Below are 16,225 nucleotides of genomic sequence, written 5' to 3' on the forward strand. Positions count from 1 at the left end.
ACCCCCCCCGTGCCGCGCTGTTCCTCCCCGCGGGAGGCCCCCGCCCCCCGCGCATGACACCCCGGCTACGTCAGAGCCACTTGACCAACGCACCCTGGCGGCAGCGGACGCGCATGCCCTGCCAGACTCTCGAGGCGCGCGTGAAACCGTCGAAACCACGGGTGCTCCCCGCACCCAAGGCCCCCCTCGGGTTTCAAGAACCGATCACCCCCACGTCTGGCGCCGGGGACGCGACTGCCGGCTTTCCGTAGCGCCGGACCTATAGATCATTACTGGTCGCCTCGTGCCCGAATAGCTGAAGCACGGTCAATCTAGACCATCGGGGCCGGTATGAAGAGGGGGATGTATGTAATTTGTGCTCAAGCTGTGAGGATCGGCTAGTTGCAACGGGCGTTCTACGGCGCCTCGTTGCGCCACGCGCCCGTTGACTCCGGGAGGATCTGGCGCCGTTGCCCGCGGCTGTCACGTGCTCGCGGTCCTCAGGAGGCGTCGGCGGGAACAGCGGCCAGCAGGCTGTGGATGATGGGGCCGGCGGAGCCACCGCCGGTGATTCCCTGTTCCACGACGCACGCCACGGCCACGTTGCCGCGGTAGGCGACGAGCCATCCGTTGTCGGGTTCGCCGTCGGAGACCTCCGCGGTACCGGTCTTCGCGCCGATGTCACCCGAGAGGCCGGACAGGCTTCTCGCCGTGCCGTCGGTGACGGTGGTACGCATCATCTCGCGCAGTTGCGTGACGCCCCACCGGACTGGCCGCCATGCTCGACCCGGTTCGCATGTCCCTGCCTCAGACACCCGGCGACAGCTGACCCCGCCATACCCGTCACCGGCGTGGCGGAATGGATGGCCCCCAACTGCGTCGAGGTCCTCAAGCCGGAGCTCGTCACAGGCGCCGCCGACGCGTCGGCGCCTGTGCGGCTGCGCCCTGTCACCGCTTTCACCCGCGACGGGTGAGGCGACATCCACCGTGCTTGCCGGAATCTTGGACCCTGGCGGGCCCGGAGACGACGGCTGCCGGGCGCACATGTGCGCAGTCGCGGGAGGTTACATGTACCGATATCCGCCCATTGCCGAGCACGGCATGATCGGCGACCTTCAGACAGCCGCCCTTGTGTCCTCCGACGGAATCCTCGACTGGTGGTGCACGCCCCGCTTCGACTCGCCCAGCCTCTTCGCGTCACTGCTGGACAGCGAACGCGGGGGACACTGCCGTCTGGCCGCCGAGCTCCCGGACGGCGACGGCATGACCACCCGGCAGCTGTATCTGTCCGACACGGCCATCCTGGTCACGCGGTTCATGGGGCCCGGCGGCGTCGGTGAGGTGGCCGACTTCATGACGCCCATAGAATCGCCGGCGCCCGAGGACACCCACCGTCTGGTCAGGGTCGCCCGTGTCGTGCGGGGCAGTATGGCCTTCACCTTCGCCTGCCGCCCACGCTTCGACTACGGCAGGGCCTCCCACACACTCGAACGGGCCGACGAACATTCTGTGGTCTTCCGCGGACCGGGTGCCGACCTGCACGTCCGGTCCACCACCGGATTCCCGCTCGGAGTCGACGGCGACGACGTCACCGCCCGCTTCACCCTTTCCGCCGGCCAGGCCGCCGCGGCCGTGCTGACCAGCACGGCAAGCGGCGCTCCCGTTCCCCAGCCGCCTTCTCTCGAAGAGGTCGCCGACGCATTCGAGACCTGTCGCACGTACTGGCTGTCGTGGCTGCGCGCCTGCACGTACCGCGGACGATGGCAGGACGTCGTCAACCGATCGGCGATCACGCTCAAGCTCCTCACCTACCGCCCCACCGGGGCGCCCATCGCCGCCGCGACGATGGGACTGCCGGAGCAGATCGGCGGTGAGCGCAACTGGGACTACCGCTACACGTGGATCCGTGACGCCGCGCTGTCCGTCAGAGCACTGATCGACTTGGGATTCCACGAAGAGGCGCAGGCTTTCCGTCACTGGTTGCGCGACCGCATCGAGGCCGGGCCCACGGCCTCCGGCGACCCCCTGCAGATCATGTACCGAGTCGACGGCGAGCCCCACCTGACCGAGGAGATCCTCGACCACCTGGAGGGCTATCAGGGCTCGCGTCCGGTGCGGGCCGGCAACGCTGCCGCCGATCAGCTGCAGCTCGACATCTACGGCGAGGGCTCGGATGCCCTGGTCGTTGGCGACGACATGGGTGCGCTTCGTGGGTGGAAGGCGCTCAGCGGGGTCCTGGACTGGCTCGCCGACCACTGGGACCGGCCGGACGAGGGCATCTGGGAGACCCGTGGGGGACGGGAGAACTTCACCTTCAGCCGGCTGATGACATGGGTGGCCTTCGACCGCGGCATCCAAGCGGCCACCCGCTTCTCCCGCCCGGCCGACACCGCCCGCTGGACCCGTGCCCGGGACGCCGTCTTCGAGCAGATCCTGCAGCGCGGCTGGCACGACAAGCGGCGGGCCTTCGTACAGCACTACGACACCGATGTCCTGGACGCCTCACTCCTGCTCATGCCGAAGGTCGGCTTCCTCGCGCCACGAGACCCCGACTGGCTCAGCACTCTCGACGCCATGGACGAGGAACTGGTCAGCGACAGCCTCGTCTACCGCTACGACCCCGCGGCATCCCCCGACGGCCTGCGCGGCTCGGAGGGCACCTTCAACCTGTGCAGTTTCTTCTACGTCGAGGCCCTCGCCCGCAGCGGCAGGCTCAACGAGGCCCGGCACGCCTTCGACAAGATGCTCACCTACGCCAACCACGTCGGCTTGTTCGCCGAGGAGATCGGCCCCTCGGGTGAACAGCTCGGCAACTTCCCCCAGGCGTTCACCCACCTCGCTCTGGTCACCGCGGCCATGGCGCTCGACGAGGAACTGGGCAAGGCGGCGACCAGGCCCCCGACCGGCGGTCACCGGCGTCCGGCGACCCACGGCCTCACCACGCCCGCCGAGGGCACGACCGGAGACACGCATGGTTGAGACTGTCGCGCGGAAGGAGCGGGCAGGACACGGGCGTGTCCTGGCCGCCCTGGCCCTCGCGCAGTTCATCTGCAGCTTCGCCGGCTCCAACATGAACGTGATGATCAACGACATCAGCAGGGACCTGGACACCACTGTCCAAGGCGTACAGGTGGCGATCACCGTCTTCCTGCTGGTGATGGCGGCGCTGATGATCCCCGGCGGCAAGCTGACCGACCGCTACGGCCGCAAGCGCTGCTTCCTGGCCGGCCTCGTCGTCTACGCGGCAGGCGCCCTGCTGAGCGCGGCATCCCCGGGGCTCGGCGTCCTGATCCTGGGCAACTCGATACTCGAAGGTGTCGGCACCGCCCTGCTCATCCCACCGGTCTACATCCTCACGACTCTCCTGTACCCGGACGTGACCTCGAGGGCCCGCGCCTTCGGGGTCATCATGGCGCTGGGTGGCATCGGCGCTGCTGCCGGACCGCTGATCGGCGGACTCATCACCACCTGGATCAGCTGGCGCGCGGCCTTCGTGTTCCAGGCCCTGGTCATCGCAGTGATCGTCATCCTCAGCCGCCGCATCGACGATCCGCTCCCGCCCGATCCGACCCGGTCGTTCGACACCGCGGGAGCGGTCCTGTCCGCCGCCGGTCTCGTTCTCGTCGTCATGGGCATCCTGGCCGCGGACAACAACATCTGGCTCATGATCGCGCTGCTGGTCCTCGGCGCACTCGTCCTGTGGTGGTTCTTCCGCTCCGCACGCGCCAAGGAAGCCTCCGGGGAGGAACCACTGCTGTCGCTCTCCCTGTTCCGCAACCGCACATCCAACCTCGGGCTCATCACCCAGAACGTCCAATGGCTGATGCTCCTGGGCTCGTCCTTCACGGTGGCGGCCTACCTCCAGGTCGTACGCCACTACGACGCCATACAGACCGGAGTCGTCTTCACCGCGGCCACACTGGGGCTGCTGGTCACGTCGCTGTCCGCCGAGCGACTGGCCAGACGGCGTTCCCAGCGCTCGCTCATCATGGCCGGTTTCGTCGTCTGCATCGTCGGCGTAGCGGTTCTGATCGCCCTGGTCGCCGCCTATCCGACCGCCTGGGCCTTCGTTCCCGGGCTCCTGCTGATCGGACTCGGTCTCGGTGTCATGCTGACCCCGTCGGTCAACGTCGTGCAGTCGAGCTTCCCCGAGGAGCAGCAGGGGGAGATCTCGGGCCTGTCCCGCAGCGTGTCCAACCTCGGCTCCTCCTTCGGCACGGCCATAGCCGGCACCATCCTGGTCTCCGGGCTGACCAAGGGGGCCTACGCCGCCGCGATGATCGCACTGGCCGTCATAGGGCTCGGCGGCCTGGCCGCCGCAGCACTCCTCCCGCGGGGGACCGGCCCACCGGGGACACGGCACTCACCCGTTCCGGGTGAGGTGGCGTAGCCCGTTGGCGTGCACACACTGAGGGTGACGGATCCGATGTCCGCGGACCGTATGGGAGAAACGACCATGAACTCGCACATGTACCTGGCGTACGACTACCCGTTGCTGAGCGCCTTCTGGACTGTCCTCTGGATCGCCCTGTGGGTCATGTGGTTCTTCCTGCTGTTCAGAATCGTCCTCGACATCTTCCGCGACGACGATATGGGCGGGTGGGGCAAGGCCGGCTGGCTCACTTTCGTCATCGTGCTGCCGTTCCTGGGCGTTCTTGTCTATCTGATCGCTCGTGGGAAGACCATGGGTCAACGCGAGCTGGCGTACGTGCGGGCGCGGCAGAAGGAGTTCGACATCCACGTCCGCGAGGCGGCGAGCGGTGCTCGGCCCAGCAGCGCCGAGGAACTGGCGAAGCTGTCCGCGATGAGGGAACACGGCGACATCACGGAGGAGGAGTTCGTCCGCGCGAAGGAACTGGTCCTGAGCGGTGGCCGTGGTGGTGTCTGACCGCGTCAGGGGCCTTTCCACACCGTGGATCGCGCTGGTCCGACGCAGCACGCAAGGAGGTAGGCCATGAGTGAGACACACGCAGCCCGACCGGAATCGGCGAAGCAGCAATGGGCCGGCGGTCTGATGCTGTTCGGCGCCGTCATGCTGATGATCTGCGGAGTGCTCGACATCTTCCGCGGCATCATGGGCATCGCCCAGGACAACGTGTTCGTCACCTCGCACGGGTACGTCTTCCAGTACGACCTCACCGGCTGGGGCTGGATCCACGTCGTTCTCGGGGCGGTCGCCGTCGTGGTCAGCATGGGCCTGTTCCAGGCGGCGACGTGGGCCCGGGTCGGGGGCGTGGTCATCGCCGGATTCCTCGTCCTCGCCAACTTCCTCTCCATGCCGTACTACCCGCTGTGGTCGATCGTGGCGATCGCGATCTCCGGATTCGTGATCTGGGCGCTGTGCGTCGTGCGGACCGAGCGACCCTCGGCCGGTTTCCGGTAGGGCGAGGAGCCCGTTGCACGGCACATCTCGCGCAACGTGAGGGGACGGGGAGGCGCTCGACGTGCGACATGCACGGTGCGGGGACTCGCGTGCTGCCGAATCGGCAGCCGACCGCGGAACGCCCGCGGCGTGGGCCCGGCTGGCTCTCCTCGCCCTCACGGGCAGCGTACTCGTGCTGCTCGTCACCGCCGGGCTGAAGGGCCTGCTCTGGGTGCTCGTCGCCGTGGCGGGTGTGGCCCTTACGGCCGCCGGCCTGTGGTGGGCCCTCACCCACTTCGGAGTCGTCCGGGCCGCAGGAGCCCTCGTTGCCGTGCTGGTTCCCGTCGCGACGCTGGTCCTGTTCGCCACGCACGGCATGCTGTGGCCCGCCTGCCTGTCCTTGGGCCTGTGGATCCTGGCACTCGCAGGCGCCCGGATCGCGATCACCCCGATCAGGCGCTCCGGCGGAGACAGTCGCGAGCCCCGGCCGTCGCCGGCGGCGCTGCATCCGTGGGTCGTGATGAACCCGCGTTCCGGCGGGGGCAAGGTGGAGCGCTTCCACCTGGTGGAGAAGGCGAGGGCGGCGGGCGCCCGTGTCGTCGTGCTGGATCCGGTGCGGCACCAGGACGTGGCGGACCTGGCCCGGCGTGCGGTGGCCGAGGGGGCCGATCTGCTGGCCGTGGCCGGCGGGGACGGGACCCAGGCTCTGGTCGCCGAGGTCGCGGCCCGGCATGACGTGCCCTTCATGGTGATCCCGGCCGGAACGCGCAACCACTTCGCCCTCGATCTCGGTCTCGACCGCGACGACCCGGCGGCCGCCCTGGAGGCGTTCACCGATGCCGTCGAGTCCCGCGTCGACCTCGGATTCGCCGCCGACCGGGTGTTCGTCAACAACGCGTCCTTCGGAACGTACGCGGCTGTGGTGCGCGAACCCTCCTACCGGGACGCCAAACTGCGCACGGTCCTGGAGGCGCTGCCCGTTCTGCTCACGGGCCCCCAGGCGCCACGGCTGCGCATACGTGCCGGTGACACGCTGATCGAGGGACTGCAGGCCCTGCTCGTCAGCAACAACCCCTACCGGCCCGTGGCCGTCGACTCGGCGCATCCCGGACTCCGGGAGAGCCTGGACTCCGGACGACTGGGGGTGCTCTGCGTACGCGTCGACACCCCTGGCCGGGCGGCCGGGGTGTCGACCCGGCTCCTGGGGCGCCGGCGGTCACCGGGCGTGACCCGGCTGACGGCCACCGAAGTGGTCGTCGAGGCCGACACGGACACGGTCCCGGCCGGCATCGACGGCGAGTCCGTCGTACTGTCCGCTCCGGTGGTCTGCCGGGTGGTCCCCGGGGCCCTGCGGGTGCGTGTCCCGCGTCACCGTCCGGGAACGCCGCCGCACCGGCCCCCGGCCGACTGGAGACGAGTGCTCCGCCTGGCCCTGGCCCGTCCGGCCCGGCAGCGCAGCCCGGCGGCCGTTTGACGGCGGTCGGGGCGAGGCGTCTCAGCCGGCTGCTCGCCGGCCGTCCGCCGGGGCGGGGCGTGTCAGCCGGCTGCCTGCCGGCCGTCCGCCGGGGAGGGCGGGGGAGCGGTCCACCGTGCGCCGGTGCGACGGCGGAACTCGCTGACGGCGGCCTCGAGCGTGGGGAGGAAATGGCCCGGGTCCACGGTCCGGGTGTTCCGCGTTGAGGATCTCGTCGAGCTCTTCGAGGACGTCGGAGGCGGTGGTGTCCACGTCCGTGATCGGCTCGGCCGCCATCAGGATCCAGTCTCGGTGCGGCGCTGGCCACAGCCGTACGCTCCCGGGCACCTCGGCCGACGCGAGCCGCATCCAGGGGGACTCCGGCATGCTCAGCCGGGTCGTTCCGAGCAGCCGGCGGAGGGCGCTCCCCAGGTCCGTGACCTGGCAGGTCGCGCGTCGCACGGGGTTCAACGACGGGGCTTGAAGGGGTGGAGCGAGTCCCGTCCCGGCTGGACGATCCCGTAGCTGCTCTCCGGAACCTCGTTCCAGGCTCCCGGAAGGTCGCTCAGTGGTTCGGAGACGACGAGGCGCGTCTCGTCCGAGATCTCCCGCAGGAACGAGGCGTCCGGGTGGAGCGCGCGCAGGGCGTCCACCTTGGAGCTGAAGTACAACGACCGTGAGGCGCCCTCGCTGGAGTAACGGAAGGCCCACAGACTCTCCCCGTCGGCCGCGGCGACCGTCATCTGCAGGGGGTGTTCCACGCCGTGCCGGTGGCCCGTGCTCTCGACCAGACCGGCCATGCGCGCGACGGCACCCGGCGGATCGTCGGCGAGGCCGAAGCTCAGGGCGAGGAAGAACATCAGCTCGGAGTCCGTGGACCCTTCGATGTCGGGGTAGAGGGCGGGGTCGACGGCCAGCGCGAGGTCACGCCGGAGCCGGTGGAACTCGCGGATCACGCCGTTGTGCATCCACAGCCAGCGGTCCTTCCGGAAGGGATGGCAGTTGGTCTGCTGCACGGCTGTTCCGGTCGTGGCCCGGATATGGGCGAAGAACAGACCCGAGCGGACGTGGTGGGCGACCTCCTGAAGGTTCCGGTTGTTCCACGCCGGGCCGACGTCCCGCAGCACCGCCGGCGTAGCAAGGTCCGGGCTGTACCAGCCGATCCCGAAGCCGTCACCGTTGGTGGTCTCCACTCCCAGGCGGGAGTGCAGGCTCTGATCGATCAGACTGTGTTCCGGCTGGAACAGGACCTGGCTGAGAAGGACAGGCGTACCCGAGTAGACGATCCAGCGGCACATTCCGAACCCACCTCCTCCGGCGGTGGACGGGCCCGGTTGTGTCGTGCGCGGCACAGGGACGCGGTGGTCGCCAGTAGGGTGCCGCCGCCTGTGTGGTCCAGCCGGGTCATCACAAGTATGGGCCGCCCGGACGGTTGCGGCACGCCGAGGCCGGTGCAGGGGTTCGGGGCGGAACGCAGCGGCCGGTCGAGGGGAAGAGCGGACTTTCGCCGGTCGCCCGTCGATGTCAGCGCTGTGAGCGAATGGCGCGGTGCTTGGCGAACTCGTGTCCGACGACGGCACCGAGGTGGATGACCACACCTACCGCCACCAGCCAGGAAAGGATGACCATGACGACGCCCACAGGGCCGTATTTCTGATCGTTGGCCACGATCGTTTCGGAGAAGAAGCGCGAGGAGAACCACCCGAGGCCGGTCCAGGCGGTACCGGTGGCCACAGCCGCGGGCAGGAGGAAGCGCCAGGTGACCGCTCCGGTGAGGAGCAGTCGCATGGTTCCCCACCAGAACAACAGGGCCAGGACGAAACCGGACAGGCTGCTCAGCCGCGATCCGAGTGCCGCGCCCATCCCGGCCCGGGCCGCGCTGTAGGCGACCAGCGCCGCCAGCCACGTGAGCTGAGCCCCCAGGTCCCGCCACCAACGTGGTGGCACGCCGAAGAGGAACTGATACCAGCCTTGCAAGGTGCCGGCCACGGCGACCGCCCCAGCGATCAACAGCAGAGCGCTCATCAACGTGAGCGTGACCGAACCAGGGCTGGGTTTGAAAAGACCGGCCACGGCCTGGGCCGCCTGCTCGTTCAGTCCGAGCCATCCCGCCATGACATTCGCGGCGTCCTGGCCGAACGCAGCGGTGACTAGGATCAGGAACGGGAAGAAGCAAAGGAAGGCGAGCGACGCCAGCTGGAACGAGTGGCCGAAGAAGTCCGCCGCGCTGAGGCGTGCCCACAAACGCCCCGCCGCACTTGCCTCAAAGCGCCTGCCCGCCGCCTGCCATGCCTGGCTCAGCCGAGTCCAGAACAAGGCCTTGCCGCGACCTTTACCGGGTGATCTCCGCCAACTGTGCACATCAGGCAGTACACCGTGCCGAGCGGCCGGTGTCGCGCAGGCTCGAGAGGCATGGGCCTGCAGGCGTCCGTACCCGCTCCCGCTGAGGGCGGCGAGCCGGGCCCTCTCCCTCGTCGAGCCGCTCGCACGTCAGGGGGTGTCGTCGTCGCGGGTCACCCTCCTTCCGGAGTGCGGCGATCTCGCGGTCACGGCACGCGCATTGCCGTCAGGGAAGACCAGGTGAGGGAAGAGACCGAGCCCGGCACGGATGTCGTCCTGGTCCGTTTCATGCCCGAGCCCGACGGCACGTCACAGCTCCACGGCAGAGACGAGGTTGGTGGAAGGATCGGTCACATAGAGTCGGTTGCCGTCGGGGGCCAAGCAGACACCGCTGGCGGCAGCCCCCAGCTGAATCCGCCCCTCGGTCTCCGTCAGCGTGGACGGGTCCACGATGGCGATGCAGTGCTCTCCGGGCAGCGTGACGAACAGCCTCTCTCCGCCATCGGCCATGGCGAGCCCGAAGGGGTTCGGCAGGTCCATGGTTCCCGCCACGTTCCCCTGCGCGATGTCGACCACCAGCACCTTCTGCGCCTGCGCGTCGGCCACGTAGAGCAGATTCCCGCCGGGGGAGACGGCCAGGCCGCGCAGCAGGAGGCCGATGTTGTCCAGGGTCCTGATCACAGTGCCGTCATCCACGTTCACCACGGCGACGCTGGCATTGAAGCCGTCGGCCACATAGAGCGGCTTGCCGCCAGGGCCCACGGCGACACCGACGGGCTCGACGCCGACGGCGAACGGAGTGCCGGTCACGGCCTTCGTGGCCAGGTCGATCACGGAGACCGTCCCCGAATCCGAGTTGGCCACATAAGCACGCGATGTATGCGCGGACACGGCGATGCCCGTCGGCCTGTCGCCGACAGCGATCGTCCTCTCCCGCGTCTGGACCACCGAGACGGTGCCGATCGTGGAGCTGGCGACACAGAGGCGCCCGTCCGCTGTCTCCGCCATGGGACCCGGGTCGGGGCACGCCAGGAACCGTTTGTTCGTCCGACGGGTGGCGATGTCCACCTCGTTCACACGTCTGTCGTTGGTGCCCGCCACGTACAGTCTTCGCCCGTCCCGACTGACCACCGCGGCGCCGGGGCCGCCGGGGACCGTGATCGGTTCACCGACGATGGCCAGGGAACCGGGGTCGATCACCGTCACCGCGTCCATACCTGCCCTGGTGACAAAGACAGGGCCAGCGGGGCTCACAGCCATGTCCAGTGCGCCCTCGACGGAGAAGAACTGCTCGCTGGGCCCGCCGGCCAAGTCGACGACCAGCACAACGTCGCCGCCTGTGAAGAAGACGCGGGGTCCAGGCCCCGCCAGCGCAATACGGCCCATGGAGAATTCGGCTACGTCTTGCCCTGGCGCGAACGTCACTTCCGCCAGCAACGTCTGCGTGGAGTACCCCGTGAACGTTCCTGACTGCGGGTTGGTGACGTAGACGCGGTTTCCGTCCGTCGCCAGAAATCGATCGCCCCCCGAGTGTTCGACGGAAACGTGATCCACCACGGCGCGGCTCTGGGTGTCGATCACCGACAGCCGGTCGGGCCCGACAACGTAGACGTGTGCACCGCTCGGGTCCGCTGCCAGGCAGAAAGGGCTCTCCAAGTCGATGGTGTCGGCCACTTCGTCGATGGAGGAGTCGATCACGACGACCTTCCCTCCCTCACTGTCCGCGACGTACACGTCGTGCCCGTCCCCCGGAGCCGCCGCCGCAACCGGCCGCTGACCGACCGGGATCCGGGTCTCCGGATTGCTGATGACGCTGACCGCGTCCCCGTCCGCGAGGGTGGCGAAGAGATGCCGGCCGTCCGGGCTCATGGCCACGCCCTGCGACTTGCGTGCCGTGGCGACCACACTGTGCCGGGTCGGGAAAACCAGCACAGACTCGACAGAGGAGGCGTAGAGCCGCTCCCCGTCGGGCGACATCACCAGACGGTCCACCCCTTCCGCGGCGAACTCACGGATGACGGACATGTCGTCGGTGTTGATGACAGCGATGGTCTGTGTGGACTGGGCGACGTACAGCCTGCTGCCGTCGAGGGACACCGCCACGTCCTTCGGTCCGGAGTCGATCTTGACCTCGGCCGTCAACTCAAGCGAGCCGGCGTCGACGACGCGCACGGTGCCCGACTCCAGGCACGGCACGAAGACACGCCCACCGCCAGGGCCGACCGCCAGGCCGAAGATCCCCTCATTGTCCGCACCGATGGCGATCGGGCCGCCCAGCGTACCCATGGTCTCCGTTTCGATTACCGCGAGTGTCCCGCCGTTTTCGTCAGCGGCGTAGATGCGATCGCCGGTGGGCGACATGGCAAGAATGGATGGGAGGACATCGATCTCGAATGTGCGGGTCACCGAGTTCTCAGCGGTGTCGATCACCGCGATGCCCATGTTGCTGTCCAGCGGCACATTGCCCAGTGACACGTAGGCGAGTCGCCCGTCCGGAGCGACGACGCCCCCGGACGGGCGACCGCCGAGAGTGATCGTGCCCGTCACCGAACGAGCTGCGGTGTCCACGATCGCGACGACGCCCTCCCCGGCTGTCGCGTACAGGCGGCCGTCGTGCAGAAGGGTGGCGCGCCGGCGCAGGTCGGGGCAGGGGATCGTGGCCGTCACCCGGCCGGTGGCCGTATCGATCACACAGATGACGTGGTCGCGGGCGCAGACCGCGTAGAGCAGGCGTCCGTCGCGGGACAGCAGCAACCTGTCGGGCGTGTGGCCGAGGAAGATGCGAGGCGGATTGATGTCGGGCATGACACCAGCATGGAATCGGCCTACGGGTCTCGCGGTCAGCGCAGCAGGCCGACCCGCGAGTTCCCCCGTGTGGATCAGCCCGCAGCTCACCGCCGCCGTGGCCACCGGGGCGATCGCCGTGTTCTCCGTCCGTCTCGTCACCTCCGGCTGGACAGCGCTCGGCTACGCTCTCCTGCTCGCCGCCTCCGGCGGCGCGCTCCGAGTCGTCGCCCGCCGCCCTTCGAGGATCAGCAGCAGGGGCAGGACCAGGCTCGTGTCATGGTGCCGCAGGCTGCCGGTGAGCCAGATGCTCCTCGAACCGGCCCCGGCCACCTGGGCGTTCGCCGGGCGGCCGCCCCGACGTGTAGTCGCGCGCTGGCGAGCGGGTGACCGCGCAGTCCTTTCCCCCATGCCGACGGCCGGTCGAGGGGGCAGTCGGCCGACGATGACGGAGGTGTCGAGCGCCGGAAACCGGGTGAGTTTATTACTCCGGTGAGGGGCTCGCCGTTGTGATGCGTGGCCAGGAGAGTCTCGGCGGTGGGGGAGTCGGCGAGGCGGAGGTTGGCCGCGTATCCGTACTCCGCCTACGCCATGACGTGGGTGACGTCCGGCGTGGACGGCACCAGATCCAGTACGGCGGTGGCTGGGATTCCGTCCACTCGTGGTCCGTCGAGGTGGGGCCGGTGGCGCAGTGCAGGTCGGCGACGACCGTGACGTGGGGGAGTGCCGTGAGCTCGTCGAACGTCCAAGTGTGTTCCCCGCCGGTCGCGGTGGCGCCGAAGACGCGCAGGCTCCAGCGCTCGGGGCGGAAGCGGGGCACGGGGCCGTAGTGCGCCCACGGCGGACCGCGATGCAACGGCTTCGACGTCCCCTCAGCGGTGCATCGATGCCTCAGGGGCAGGGCCCTTCGAGATCGCGAACACCATCCACGAACCGCACCGGAAGACGTCCACGGCGCCGCGCCTCTGCAGAACACGAAGTGACCGGGGTTCGATCAGCAGTACAGGTTGCTGCCGGGGCTGACGCCGAGAATCGACGCGAACCGCTGGTAGGCGTCGACTCGGCTCTGCACCTGGGCTGGGTTCTTGCCGTCACACTCCAGGGAACCGTTGATGGAGCGGATGGTCTGCCCGAAGCCGGCCTGGTTCACCATGGCGTTGTGCGGAGTCATGGCGCCGGGGCCGGACTGGGTGTTCCAGTACCACAGGCCGGTCTTCCAGGCGACGGAGGCGTCGTTCTGCACCAGCCAGGGGTTGTCCAGGAGATCGATGCCCAGGGCGTCACCGGCGGCCTTGTAGTTGAAGTTCCAGCTGAGCTGGAGGGGGCCACGGCCATAGTAGGCGGCCTGGCCGGCCGGGCAGCCGTACGGCTGACTCCAGTCACAGTAGGTGGGATAGTTGGCCGTGTTCTGCTCGACCACATACACCAGCCCGCCCGTCTCATGGCTGACGTTGGCGAGGAAGGCGGCGGCCTCCTGCTTCTTCACGGTGTCGCTTCCGGTGTTGGCGAAGGCCGGGTAGGCGCCGAGGGCCTGGACGAGGCCGCTGTAGGTGTAGAAGCTGTTCCGGTTCGGGAACATCTGGTTGAACTGGGCCTCGGAGACGACGAATCCGGACGGGGTGCTGCTGCCGCCGATCGCCGGGGCGTTCCACTTCTGGTTCGCGGCCCCGGTGCAGCTCCAGATCTGCAGACGGGTGCCGTTGGCGCTGCTGTTGTCCCGCACGTCGAGGCACTTGTTCGCAGCCGGGTTGACGATGTCATGGGCCGTTGTGACCACCCACTGCTGGTTGGCCCCTCCCGAGCAGTCCCACAGCTGGACGGCCGCGCCGTCGGCCGTGCCGCGGTCGACGACGTCCAGGCACTTGCCGAGTGCCCGAAGAGTTCCGTCACCGGGGCTGGACCACTGCTGGGCAGCGGTGCCGTTGCAGTCGTACAGCTGGACGGCGGTGCCGTTGGCGCTGCCCGCCCCGGCCACGTCGACGCACTTTCCGGCAAGTCCGGTGATCTGGCCGTCGGCGGCGTGGGCGGGCGCGGTGGTGAAGAGTGCGGCGAGCACGGTGGCGACGACGGCACCGGCCGCGAGTCGGCCGAAGGCCATGCGTCTGGGAAGGAGCCGTCTGACGTGGGGGGTGGACATGCGGAGATCGCTCCTTGGTCGTGTCCTCGGGTGACGGGTGACGGGTGACGGGTGACGGGTGACGGGTGACGGGTGACGGGCTGACAGAGGTACGGCGTGGGACGCACGGGGTCGAGCGCGACCGCCTTGGCGAGGTGCGGTGAACGGCGCCCTCAGTTCAGGACTTGCTGGGTGACGACGATGTGACCGGCGTCGGGCTCAAGGCTTCCGCCGAGCCGGGCGAAGGCTCCGTCGGTCAGGTCGAGGCACTTGGGTTCCTGGGGCGTCTGGACGAAGGTGCCCCGGTCGTTGATGCGCACGACCAGCGACCTGCCGTTGGCGACATTGGTGACCTGGACACGGGTGCCGAACGGCAGCTGAGGCCGGCGGCTGAGAGAAGTCGCAGCGGTGTCCGCGTTGTTGTCGAAGAGTTCTCCGTCGGCGGTGAGGGCGCCCGGTGGCTGGGGCCCGTAGTGCGTGGCCCAACACTGGTCGCCTGCTTTCTGGGGGGCGGCCAGTGCGGTGGAGGCCGTCGGAAGACAGGCCGAGAGTGCGAGCGCGGCCACGACGAGGCTGCACCGTAACGCGGTGAAACGTGTGGGGGAGTGTCCGGCCATGGAGGACGATCACAGCCTTTCGGAAACACGGGGGCACGGGGCGATGCACCGGCTCAACTGGCCTGAAGTCAGCGTGCGTTCATGGAGCCGGTCGGCCGGAACCTAGAAGGTCTGTACCAGACACGTCAAGTGGTGAAGGGTGAGGAGGGCTTGGGATCGGCCAATTGAACGGGCCCCGTGGAGATCGCGCAGCGCTGGTGCGCGGCTCCGTCGTCGCAGACGCAGGTGTGCCGTTCCCGTTCCTGTGAACTCCACCGGCCTCGCGTTCAGTTGTTGACGCCGGGCAGAGGTGGGAGTACAAACCCCGAGAGCGCTCTCACGCCTGCTGTTCCTGCAGCCCTCGCGCCCGCGCACCCGGCATCCGGAGACCCCCCATGCAGATTTCCTCTCCCTGCGCTCACGCGCAGACCTGCAGCCCAAGGGCGGCCCGCCACCGCGTCCTCGACCGGGAGCGCGTCCTTCCCCGTCGCCGCAGCGGTTGACGGAAACCCCGGCACCCGCTGGCCCTCGGCCTTCGCCGATCCCCAGTGGCTCCAGGTGGACCTCGGCTCCGTCCAGCAGATCACCCGGGTCACCCTCACCTGGGAGGCCGCCTACGCCAAGGCCTACCAGTTGTCCTGCCGTGGGTAGGGTGACCTGCGTGGACATGCTGCACCTGCGCTACTTCGTCGCCGTGGCCGAGGAACTCAACTTCTCCCAGGCGGCGCGCAGACTGCACATGGCGGCTTCTCCGCTCAGCCAGCGGATCAAGGACCTCGAACGCGAACTCGGTCACGAGCTCTTCGAGCGAACCACCCACCGCGTCGATCTGACCCCGGCGGGCGCCGCGCTGCTGCCGATGGCGCGCGACATCCTGGAACGGGTCAACTCGATCCCCTGGCGGCTGAGCGAGACGGTGCGCCCACGGCTGGACCGGCTGTTCATAGGGATGCCCGCCGGAGTGCATCCGCTGCTGCGCGAGCGGGTCGGGCTGCTGGAGGACGCCTGCCGGGAGGTGTGCGAACTCAAGCGCTGGCCCGGCACGTCGGCGGACCTGGCGGACGCGGTGCGCGACGGCAGGCTGGCCATGGCGCTGGCCCGGCTGCCGGTCTCCGACCCGGCGTTGGAGATCATCGAGGTGATGCGCGAGGTGCTGGGTGCCGCGGTGCCGGCCGACCGGTTCGCGGGGCGGGAGTCCGTCACCCTGGAGGAGCTGGCCGACCTGTCGTACGTGGCCACGCCGAACGACGCCACCCCGGCCTATTTCGAGGAAATCGATGCCCATCTCAATTCGGTCGGCGTGAAGAAGAGAATCCGCATAAAAATGGCGGACTATTCCGGAAGCTCGGAACTGATCTCCTCCGGTATCGCGTTCTCGATGACCATGCTCTCGCCGGAGAGCCCCATGCACCTGTACCGCTTGGCCAACGTGGCCGTGCTGCCCGTCGAGGACTTCCAACCCACCCTCACAACCGGCCTGTTGTTCCGCGCTGATAGGGCGAACGCCGGCGGGGACCTGACTGAGGTCGCTGTCCGGGCCCGACGGATCTTCAACGAGGTCATCAACGTCTGACTGACTGGCACACGTCTTTTCC

14 protein-coding genes and 1 pseudogene are annotated in these 16,225 nt (G+C 68.8%); 7 read left to right on the top strand and 8 right to left on the bottom strand.

Going from position 1 to position 16,225, the window contains the following annotated elements; genetic code table 11:
* Window positions 1-479 precede the first annotated feature (479 nt).
* A pseudogene (locus ACZ7GZ_RS15130) lies at window positions 480-737 on the bottom strand (penicillin-binding transpeptidase domain-containing protein); the annotation flags it as partial.
* A gap of 310 nt (window positions 738-1,047) precedes the next feature.
* Between ACZ7GZ_RS15130 and ACZ7GZ_RS15135 the strand changes: the two are divergent.
* From ACZ7GZ_RS15135 to ACZ7GZ_RS15155, 5 genes are all read left to right on the top strand, one after another.
* Window positions 1,048-2,958 (top strand): glycoside hydrolase family 15 protein, encoded by a 1,911-nt coding sequence (locus ACZ7GZ_RS15135; RefSeq protein ID WP_471024319.1) that lies wholly within the window; start codon window positions 1,048-1,050, stop codon window positions 2,956-2,958.
* Entirely contained in the window at window positions 2,951-4,369 is a 1,419-nt protein-coding gene (locus ACZ7GZ_RS15140) for an MFS transporter (protein ID WP_471024320.1), read from the top strand. Before ACZ7GZ_RS15135 ends, ACZ7GZ_RS15140 begins: the two co-directional genes overlap by 8 nt.
* Window positions 4,370-4,435: 66 nt before the next feature.
* Complete coding sequence (locus ACZ7GZ_RS15145; RefSeq protein WP_471024321.1) at window positions 4,436-4,867, top strand: SHOCT domain-containing protein; 432 nt, start codon at window positions 4,436-4,438, stop codon at window positions 4,865-4,867.
* Between the two features lie 66 nt (window positions 4,868-4,933).
* Window positions 4,934-5,362: a DUF7144 family membrane protein gene (locus tag ACZ7GZ_RS15150; protein WP_471024323.1), complete on the top strand. Its 429-nt coding sequence runs from the start codon at window positions 4,934-4,936 to the stop codon at window positions 5,360-5,362.
* A gap of 61 nt (window positions 5,363-5,423) precedes the next feature.
* The gene (locus ACZ7GZ_RS15155; protein ID WP_471024324.1) at window positions 5,424-6,815 is read left to right on the top strand and encodes a diacylglycerol/lipid kinase family protein; all 1,392 of its coding nucleotides are present in this window, start codon (window positions 5,424-5,426) and stop codon (window positions 6,813-6,815) included.
* Between the two features lie 21 nt (window positions 6,816-6,836).
* On the opposite strand, the gene ACZ7GZ_RS15160 is transcribed toward ACZ7GZ_RS15155, so the two are convergent.
* The 7 genes from ACZ7GZ_RS15160 to ACZ7GZ_RS15190 all read right to left on the bottom strand — a co-directional run bounded on the left by ACZ7GZ_RS15160 (window position 6,837) and on the right by ACZ7GZ_RS15190 (window position 14,600).
* On the bottom strand, window positions 6,837-7,256 hold the full coding sequence (locus ACZ7GZ_RS15160; RefSeq protein ID WP_471024326.1) for a hypothetical protein: 420 nt from the start codon (window positions 7,254-7,256) through the stop codon (window positions 6,837-6,839).
* Between the two features lie 5 nt (window positions 7,257-7,261).
* Window positions 7,262-8,092: a class II glutamine amidotransferase gene (locus ACZ7GZ_RS15165; RefSeq protein ID WP_471024328.1), complete on the bottom strand. Its 831-nt coding sequence runs from the start codon at window positions 8,090-8,092 to the stop codon at window positions 7,262-7,264.
* A gap of 226 nt (window positions 8,093-8,318) precedes the next feature.
* Window positions 8,319-9,110: a YhjD/YihY/BrkB family envelope integrity protein gene (locus ACZ7GZ_RS15170; protein ID WP_471024330.1), complete on the bottom strand. Its 792-nt coding sequence runs from the start codon at window positions 9,108-9,110 to the stop codon at window positions 8,319-8,321.
* Window positions 9,111-9,443: 333 nt separating this feature from the next.
* The gene (locus tag ACZ7GZ_RS15175) at window positions 9,444-11,939 is read right to left on the bottom strand and encodes an SMP-30/gluconolactonase/LRE family protein (RefSeq protein ID WP_471024332.1); all 2,496 of its coding nucleotides are present in this window, start codon (window positions 11,937-11,939) and stop codon (window positions 9,444-9,446) included.
* Window positions 11,940-12,402: 463 nt separating this feature from the next.
* Complete coding sequence (locus tag ACZ7GZ_RS15180; RefSeq protein ID WP_471024334.1) at window positions 12,403-12,894, bottom strand: molybdopterin-dependent oxidoreductase; 492 nt, start codon at window positions 12,892-12,894, stop codon at window positions 12,403-12,405.
* Window positions 12,895-12,912: 18 nt separating this feature from the next.
* Complete coding sequence (locus ACZ7GZ_RS15185) at window positions 12,913-14,055, bottom strand: glycoside hydrolase family 19 protein (RefSeq protein ID WP_471024335.1); 1,143 nt, start codon at window positions 14,053-14,055, stop codon at window positions 12,913-12,915.
* Between the two features lie 152 nt (window positions 14,056-14,207).
* A complete protein-coding gene (locus ACZ7GZ_RS15190) occupies window positions 14,208-14,600 on the bottom strand; it encodes a septal ring lytic transglycosylase RlpA family protein (RefSeq protein WP_471024336.1) in 393 nt (130 codons plus the stop codon).
* A gap of 276 nt (window positions 14,601-14,876) precedes the next feature.
* Between ACZ7GZ_RS15190 and ACZ7GZ_RS15195 the strand changes: the two genes are divergently transcribed.
* Both ACZ7GZ_RS15195 and ACZ7GZ_RS15200 read left to right on the top strand, forming a co-directional pair.
* Window positions 14,877-15,281 carry a discoidin domain-containing protein gene (locus ACZ7GZ_RS15195; protein ID WP_471024378.1) on the top strand — a complete coding sequence of 135 codons (405 nt, stop codon included), beginning with the start codon at window positions 14,877-14,879 and terminating at the stop codon, window positions 15,279-15,281.
* Between the two features lie 16 nt (window positions 15,282-15,297).
* The gene (locus tag ACZ7GZ_RS15200; RefSeq protein ID WP_471024379.1) at window positions 15,298-16,203 is read left to right on the top strand and encodes a LysR family transcriptional regulator; all 906 of its coding nucleotides are present in this window, start codon (window positions 15,298-15,300) and stop codon (window positions 16,201-16,203) included.
* Window positions 16,204-16,225 lie beyond the last annotated feature (22 nt).

The organism is Streptomyces sp. NPDC037288 (genome assembly GCF_055603265.1).